The sequence below is a fragment of the Brevibacillus choshinensis genome, assembly GCF_001420695.1.
GTDB classification, from domain to species: Bacteria; Bacillota; Bacilli; order Brevibacillales; family Brevibacillaceae; genus Brevibacillus; species Brevibacillus choshinensis.
The window spans coordinates 1449784-1456024 of sequence record NZ_LJJB01000013.1 but is presented as its reverse complement, the minus strand read 5'-3'; the positions used below and the strand labels follow the sequence as shown (position 1 = coordinate 1456024).

The 6241-nt window shown below is 43.8% G+C and carries 6 protein-coding genes; 3 read left to right on the top strand and 3 right to left on the bottom strand.

What is annotated here, in order from left to right:
• Positions 1-35: 35 nt before the first annotated feature.
• Positions 36-1384, bottom strand: a protein-coding gene (locus tag AN963_RS30625; protein ID WP_152985712.1) for an IS3 family transposase whose coding sequence is annotated in 2 segments (ribosomal slippage) — positions 36-940 and positions 940-1384 — 1350 coding nt in all. Because the reading frame shifts where the segments join, the coding sequence is not laid out codon by codon here.
• A 251-nt stretch (positions 1385-1635) separates the two neighbouring features.
• Here AN963_RS30625 and AN963_RS27305 point away from each other — a divergent pair.
• From AN963_RS27305 to AN963_RS27295, 3 genes are all read left to right on the top strand, one after another.
• A complete protein-coding gene (locus tag AN963_RS27305) occupies positions 1636-3120 on the top strand; it encodes an amidase family protein (protein WP_055747635.1) in 1485 nt (494 codons plus the stop codon).
• 196 nt (positions 3121-3316) lie between these two features.
• Positions 3317-3646: a penicillin-binding transpeptidase domain-containing protein gene (locus AN963_RS27300; RefSeq protein ID WP_055747634.1), complete on the top strand. Its 330-nt coding sequence runs from the start codon at positions 3317-3319 to the stop codon at positions 3644-3646.
• A 328-nt stretch (positions 3647-3974) separates the two neighbouring features.
• Positions 3975-4589 (top strand): HutD/Ves family protein, encoded by a 615-nt coding sequence (locus tag AN963_RS27295; protein WP_055747633.1) that lies wholly within the window; start codon positions 3975-3977, stop codon positions 4587-4589.
• A gap of 249 nt (positions 4590-4838) precedes the next feature.
• Here the strand turns inward: AN963_RS27295 and AN963_RS27290 are convergent, their stop codons facing one another.
• Together AN963_RS27290 and AN963_RS27285 are read right to left on the bottom strand one after the other, a co-directional pair.
• A complete protein-coding gene (locus tag AN963_RS27290; RefSeq protein WP_055747632.1) occupies positions 4839-5549 on the bottom strand; it encodes a B3/B4 domain-containing protein in 711 nt (236 codons plus the stop codon).
• A 57-nt stretch (positions 5550-5606) separates the two neighbouring features.
• Entirely contained in the window at positions 5607-6233 is a 627-nt protein-coding gene (locus AN963_RS27285; protein WP_055747631.1) for a LysE family translocator, read from the bottom strand.
• Positions 6234-6241: the final 8 nt, after the last annotated feature.

Below are 6241 nucleotides of genomic sequence, written 5' to 3'. Positions count from 1 at the left end.
TGAAGTGACCCCTAAAAGTTAGACATGTAATGTAATTAAGCGACATGTAAGGTTTGAGTTCGGTATTGTACCGGACTCAAGCCTTTTAATTTTGTCTTAATTCGTTTGAAGTTATAATAGTCGATGTAGTTTGCTAACTCTTGCTTAAAATGTTCAATACTCTCAAATTCTTGTGTATATAAAAATTCCGATTTGAGGATACCAAAAAAGTTCTCCATTACGGCATTATCATAACAATTTCCTTTTCTCGACATACTCTGGGTGACGTTCTTTTCTTTTAAGGCGTGCTGGTACTTACTCATCTGGTAATGCCATCCTTGATCCGTATGGATCAAGAGGTGGTCTTGTTCGGTTAATCGTTTAAAGGCTTCTTCCAGCATCTTTGAAACAAGAGAATATCTTGGTCTTGAGTCGATTGTATAGGCAATGATCTCTCCGTTAAACAAATCGAGCATTGGTGATAAATAAAGCTTTTCACCAAATAGCTTAAATTCCGTAATATCCGTTACCCACTTTTCATTGGGTTTTTCTGCTCGGAAGTTACGATCCAAAACATTTGGAGCGATCTTACCAACATTCCCTTTATAGGAACGATACTTCTTCATACGAACAATACTTTTTAAGCCCAACTCTTTCATCAATCGCTGTACTTTTTTATGATTCACCTGGTGCCCAAGATTTCTGAGCTCGTCCTTAATCCGACGGTATCCATAGCGGCCTTTATGTTCATGGAAAATAGCCTGAATCAACGTCTTCATTTCAGCATGTTTGTCTGGGCGACTTATCGTACGAACGAAGTAATAATAGGAACTCCGTGGTATTCCCGCCAATTGGAGTAGCGCTTTAATGGGGAATTCAGTCCTTAGTTCAAACACTACTTGCGCTTTGTCTTGGTTTGTAATTTTTCCTTGCTTTGAACTAAGGCATTCAACTTTTTTAAATAAGCATTCTCCATACGTAAACGCTCTACTTCTTGCTGTAATGCCTCGACTGATCCTTCAACAGGTGTTACATTCTTGTTTCCCTTTTTCATCGTTGGACGCCCCTTTTTCTTTGGAATAAGGGCGTCTATTCCGCATGAATGAAATTGAATCCTCCATTTTCGGATTAAAGCGGGAGAGGGAATTTGAAAAATGGCGGCAGTTGCATTCGGAGACGTCCCGTGGGTATTCATATAATTGAGTACGTCCAGTTTAAACGGAGCTGTGTAGCTTGTATAGGACTTTCTAAACGCTTCCGCGCCATTTTGCTCGTATTGCATCACCCAAACTCCAATCATAGCTTTGGTTGCACCAATAGACGCAGCAATGGAAGCATGAGTTTCTTTGCCGTCTCTCCAACGAAAAACCGCGGATAATTTATCTTCTGGAGAAAATTTGGCCATATATAATGCACCTCCAATTGTTAGGTGTGTCTAACAATTGGGGTGCATTTCACAACGGGCTGCCTTTTCTACGCTAACGGGCAGATTACTTAAGTTACAACATTGACGTTCGGGAAAATACAAGCTCTACTGCGATGCCCAACCGATACTTTCTTATCTAATCAAAACTTTCCCTATACCCTAGGCAAGGCAGAATGTTACCATATTGCTGTTGTCCTAAAATTTACCAGTACCAGGGGGTATCTTAATATATGAGCATCAACTTACAAGATTGGATTCAGGAAGCCGATTTGGTGAGCATGCAAAAGGCAATGTCTTCGGGTGAATGTACATCCGAAGCCCTCGTACTTGCATATATCGAACGCATTCATAGATATAATCCTCTGATCAATGCCGTATTAGAGATCAATCCAGATGCGCTTGAAATAGCAAGGAATCTTGACCTTGAGCGAAATACAACAGGTAGTAGGGGGCCGCTGCACGGAATTCCAATCCTGCTCAAGGATAACATCGATACGCACGACCGGATGCATACGAGCGCTGGTTCAATCGCATTGGCTGAGTCGTTTGCTCCAGAAGATTCGTTCATAGCCGCAAAGCTCCGCGCTGCCGGCGTAGTTCTTCTAGGTAAGGCAAATATGACCGAGTGGTCGAATTTTATGTCCAACCGTATGCCAGCTGGATACAGTTCCAGAGGCGGATATGTATTGAATCCATATGGACCTGGCAAGCTCTTCGTCAGCGGGTCAAGTTCAGGATCGGCTGCAGCTGTAGCGGCAAACCTGGCAGCAGCAGCGATCGGAACAGAAACCGCGGGTTCGATTATTGGGCCGGCAAGCCAACATTTTCTCGTCGGAATAAAGCCTACTGTAGGGCTTGCGAGCCGCAGCGGCATTATCCCGATCTCAATAAGTCAGGATACACCAGGACCAATTTCCAAGACAGTCACTGATGCAGCGTCACTACTCGGGGCAATCGTCGGAATTGACGAAAACGATAAGGCAACATGGACTAGCCCGCATCGTACTTTTCATGATTACACAACTTATCTTGACCGAGACTTTCTGCGTAAAGCTCGTGTTGGGATTCCAAGACATTACTATCGGTCGTTGGATGAAGAAAGACTATCCATCATGGAATCCGCCATCGAAGTTCTGCGTGAGCAAGGTGCTACAGTTATCGATCCTGTTGACCTCCATTTGGAACAGCATACATGGAACAATGATGTTATCTGCTACGAATTCAAAACAGGCCTGAATCGCTATTTATCGAATTTGAACTCGGATATGCCAGTGCATTCTCTTCAAGAACTTATTGTTTATAATCAGAAACACGCTTCTTCCGCATTGAAGTTTGGCCAAGAGAATCTGATTCGCTCGGAACTAAATGCGTTAAACGAGGTAACCTATCAACTTAAACGTCAAGAATATAACCATCCGGCTGTAACACAAGGGATTGACTATGCACTCGATCAACATGGCTTAGATGCATTAATGTTACCCGGTGACATTGATGGCATGTACATTGCTGCCCGGTTAGGGTACCCCCTTATTACAGTGCCCGCCGGTTATTCAGCAAAAGGAACAATTGATGCGGATGGCGATTCGACGCAGGGTCCATTTGGTGTTGTCTTTTCCGGGAGGGCTTTCAGTGAGCCCACGCTAATCAGCATCGCCTATAGTTTTGAGCAGGCAACACTTTTCCGTCGTCCGCCAGATCTGGGCGAATTGATGTAATTACTGTTTCCAAATGACACCAATAGAATTAACAACTACGTACTGGCCATATCAGTGCATTGGACTTAACCATCGTGATTACGCTAACGGGACACGATAGTTTAATAAACAACTTTGACAAGGCTGCCGTTATGTATTTGAACTAAGTAATGGCAGAGTATTAATTTTGGATAATGTTTTTTGGAGATATGGTAGGATGACGCCGTTGCATGTCGCAGACGCTTACAGGGCATTCGTGAACGGCGGCAATATGATCAAGCTGGTTCTGGAGTATGACGGACGGACGATCGGCGAAGTTTGGAAGAGCGGCTTGATGAGTCCTGAAGTGAGCCGCTTATGGACGGCCAAAATGACGAAAGTCATTCAAAACCCCGCGGGCACCGGGTACGGGGCGAGAATCGAAGGACTTCCGCTGGCAGGCAAGACAGGGACGGCCGAGCTGAAGCAAAAGAAAGGGGAGGCCGGACAAGAAAACGGGTGGTTCGTGGCCTTTACACCGACAAGCCGAACCTGCTTGTTGCCGTAATGGTGGAACGGGTGGAGCAGCGGGGCGGAAGCCATTATTTGCCCGCGAAGATTAAAGCGTTGTTTAAAGGATTTACACCACCATTTTAACTTTTCTTCCGAGTCACTTTACGTGAGCTCGGGCTTTTTTCGTTTATCCTCCATTTCGTGAGCACTTGCAAGTAAGGGGGTATGACTTCCGTGCGAGTTTTTTGTTATGATCAATTCATGCCGGTTATTGTATTCTGCAACCGAATGTTGGGGGGAGTTTGACTTCATGATTACGTTTCACATGGGGTCCCTTTTGCTTTAATAATGAGACGTAGCGAACCGGAAGGAGGAATAAACGGATGACGTATACCGTTAATATCATTCCCAAGCAGGATCAACAAACGAGCCGGTGGTCGGGTGGGACCACGACACAGCTCTCTATTTATCCGAATCATGCCGATTACGGCCAGCGCAACTTCATCTGGAGGCTCAGCTCGGCTGCCGTAGAGATCAAGGAGTCGGAGTTTACCCGGCTTCCGGGTTATTGGCGCCACCTGATGATTTTGGAAGGGGAGCTTGACATTGAGCATGAAGGGCATCATCGTATCCGTCTCAAGCCTTTCGAACAGGATAGCTTCAGCGGAGATTGGTCCACGCGCAGTTTCGGCAAAGTAAAAGATTTTAACCTGATGCTGGCGGAAGGCTGCCATGGAAAGCTTGAGGCGATTCGTCTTGAGTCAGGGTCCACCCGTACCATCGAATGCTCTTGGCCCGAAGGATCCCTTGTGCGATGGGAAGCTTTCTATGCCGCTGCGGGGCAGATGCGAATTCGGATGAATGGCGGAAGGGAGCTGGACTTGGCGGAAGGCGATTTGCTGCTCGTGACTTGTGACGATCCGAATGGGCACAGCGTCCGGATCGAGTTGGCCGGTGCCGGAGCTGCAATCCGAGCGAATTTGTTTATGATGATTTAATAGGGAAGTGAGACGATTAGGACCCGGGGATGAAGTTTCGGTATTTGTCCATCGGACGCTTTTTTTCTACGACTGACCAATTAATTAAACTAACGGGCATCGATAGCATAATAAGCAGCGGTGAGTCTAAGACTTTATTTTCTGGTCTTAGGTCGCCGCTGTTTCATTTATTGGGGGCAGTCTAAACGACGAAACCGTATTTTTGTCCATATCGACTCACAGGGCATCATTTTTAAACGCAATTTGACCTTAACCAAAGATTGTAATTTCCCTATTATTACTATCTAACACTTCAATCTTCACAATACCACCAAGATTATGTGACACTAAATCAGACAATTCTTTAAGCGCCATATGAAACTCATCGCTTCTTGTTTCATCTATTAATTCAATACAAAGGAATGCATTTTTCGTATTTTCTGTTAGCATCGTCCTCTGAGCTTCACGCCAATTCCAGCATCTGCATATTGCACCGTTATCATCTTTGTAAACAATTTCACCTTCATATGGCGGAGCATTTTCATCACTTCCCAATGGGATAAACGGTTCGTTACCATTTGCCTGCGTTAGCCGAATATCGCCTACAAAAGTGTCGATATCTTCTCCACCACACGGAAGCCCATAACGCAATGAAATTGAATTATAGATGTCAACAAGCGGGTTTATTGTTCCGATATGATTGCCATTTTTCACTCTTTTTAATAAAGCTTCAATGGAACACCTTGCCCCTTTCTTTGTCTTGAATTTCTGAAAAGCTTCTCGCCAAACGAATATGACTGGATTACTACTGAATTCCTCCAGACTTAAGAATTTATGTGCTTCTTTCTCTGCCTCCTGCAGTAGCTTCTCGTACATTTCAACGTCCCTTATTGAATTATCAATCCCCTGGCAAATAACGGTGCCTATTTTTGCATGAGGGAATAACGACCAAAAATCATCTTCAATGATAAATCTAGGCATAACATATCTCTCCATTTCATTTTGCTTATCGTCTTGGTTTGTTGTGTCACAACACTCTTATTTTTTGGAGGGGCTCGCAAAGGCGGAGAATACCCCTAGAACAATGTATAAATAACCAGATATCCGATTCTGTAACTTTGAACTCACTTTAATCCGCTTTCTAATACTTGCTGCAAGAACTGCATACAGGCCATCACTAATAAAAGCTAGGATAATAAATATCGTTCCTAAAAGCAAAAATTGTATTGTAACTGATCCAGCAGAAGGTGATATGAATTGCGGAAAGAAGGCTAAAAAAAAGAGTGCTGTCTTAGGATTCATTACTTCTACGAGTGCTGATTCGTAAAAAATCTTTAGTAATTTTTTGCGAGGGGCTTTTGGGATTTCTGAAGTCGTACTATCAGAAGAAAATAAAGTCTTACACCCTAAATAGATAAGATAAGCAGCACCCAAGTATTTAACGATATGAAAGGCTGTTGCTGATGTCATAAGGATCGCAGAAACTCCAATTGCTCCAGCTAAAACGTGAACAGAACCACCAAGAGATACTCCAAGAACAGATACCAGGCCTGCTTTCTTCCCTTGATCTATACTTCTTGCCATAATATAGAACACAGCCGGTCCAGGTATTATTAACAATGTAGCAGCAGCAATTACAAATAGCCAAATAGTTGAAAACTCCATAAAATGCA